This is a genomic window from Formosa sp. F44 (assembly GCF_056238645.1).
The window spans coordinates 1-1,882 of sequence record NZ_JBWDLJ010000019.1 but is presented as its reverse complement, the minus strand read 5'-3'; the positions used below and the strand labels follow the sequence as shown (position 1 = coordinate 1,882).

1 rRNA gene is annotated in these 1,882 nt (G+C 47.8%); it reads right to left on the bottom strand.

The features are described 5' to 3' along the window. Nucleotides 1-22: 22 nt before the first annotated feature. Nucleotides 23-1,729 (bottom strand): 16S ribosomal RNA (locus tag AC0UBM_RS18320). Nucleotides 1,730-1,882 lie beyond the last annotated feature (153 nt).

Genomic DNA, 1,882 nt, shown 5'->3' with positions numbered 1-1,882 from the left:
TCCAATAGTCGTCTTTCTCTAGAAAGGAGGTGTTCCAGCCGCACCTTCCGGTACGGCTACCTTGTTACGACTTAGCCCTAGTTATCGACTTTACCCTAGGCCGCTCCTTGCGGTGACGGACTTCAGGCACTTCCAACTTCCATGGCTTGACGGGCGGTGTGTACAAGGCCCGGGAACGTATTCACCGCATCATGGCTGATATGCGATTACTAGCGATTCCAGCTTCACGGAGTCGAGTTGCAGACTCCGATCCGAACTGTGATAGGGTTTATAGATTCGCTCCTGGTCGCCCAGTGGCNGTGACGGACTTCAGGCACTTCCAACTTCCATGGCTTGACGGGCGGTGTGTACAAGGCCCGGGAACGTATTCACCGCATCATGGCTGATATGCGATTACTAGCGATTCCAGCTTCACGGAGTCGAGTTGCAGACTCCGATCCGAACTGTGATAGGGTTTATAGATTCGCTCCTGGTCGCCCAGTGGCTGCTCTCTGTCCCTACCATTGTAGCACGTGTGTAGCCCAGGACGTAAGGGCCGTGATGATTTGACGTCATCCCCACCTTCCTCACAGTTTGCACTGGCAGTCTTGTTAGAGTTCCCGACTTGACTCGCTGGCAACTAACAACAGGGGTTGCGCTCGTTATAGGACTTAACCTGACACCTCACGGCACGAGCTGACGACAACCATGCAGCACCTTGTAAATTGTCCGAAGAAAAAACTATCTCTAGTCCTGTCAATCTACATTTAAGCCCTGGTAAGGTTCCTCGCGTATCATCGAATTAAACCACATGCTCCACCGCTTGTGCGGGCCCCCGTCAATTCCTTTGAGTTTCATTCTTGCGAACGTACTCCCCAGGTGGGTTACTTATCACTTTCGCTTAGCCACTCAGACCGAAGTCCGAACAGCTAGTAACCATCGTTTACGGCGTGGACTACCAGGGTATCTAATCCTGTTCGCTACCCACGCTTTCGTCCATCAGTGTCAGTATATTATTAGTAATCTGCCTTCGCAATTGGTATTCTATGTAATATCTATGCATTTCACCGCTACACTACATATTCTAACTACTTCATAATAACTCAAGATAACCAGTATCAAAGGCAATTTTACAGTTGAGCTGCAAGATTTCACCTCTGACTTAATCATCCACCTACGGACCCTTTAAACCCAATGATTCCGGATAACGCTTGGATCCTCCGTATTACCGCGGCTGCTGGCACGGAGTTAGCCGATCCTTATTCTTACAGTACCGTCAAGCTGCTACACGTAGCAGTGTTTCTTCCTGTATAAAAGCAGTTTACAACCCATAGGGCAGTCTTCCTGCACGCGGCATGGCTGGATCAGGCTCTCGCCCATTGTCCAATATTCCTCACTGCTGCCTCCCGTAGGAGTCTGGTCCGTGTCTCAGTACCAGTGTGGGGGATCCCCCTCTCAGGGCCCCTATCTATCGTAGTCTTGGTAAGCCGTTACCTTACCAACTAACTAATAGAACGCATGCTCATCTTTTACCGATAAATCTTTAATATTAAAGTGATGCCACTTCAATATACTATGAGGCATTAATCCAAATTTCTCTGGGCTATTCCCCTGTAAAAGGTAGATTGCATACGCGTTACGCACCCGTGCGCCGGTCGTCAGCGGAGCAAGCTCCCTGTTACCCCTCGACTTGCATGTGTTAAGCCTGCCGCTAGCGTTCATCCTGAGCCAGGATCAAACTCTTCATCGTTAAATTTTTAAGTCTTTCGACTATTACTTTTAACAACTAATGGAATTAAATGTTGGTACTCAAAATGGTTTATTCTTTTTTGTTGATAATAACCGTTTCCAGTTATTATCTACGCTGTCAATTCAATATGTTAATGAACTTATTTCTCTTTTT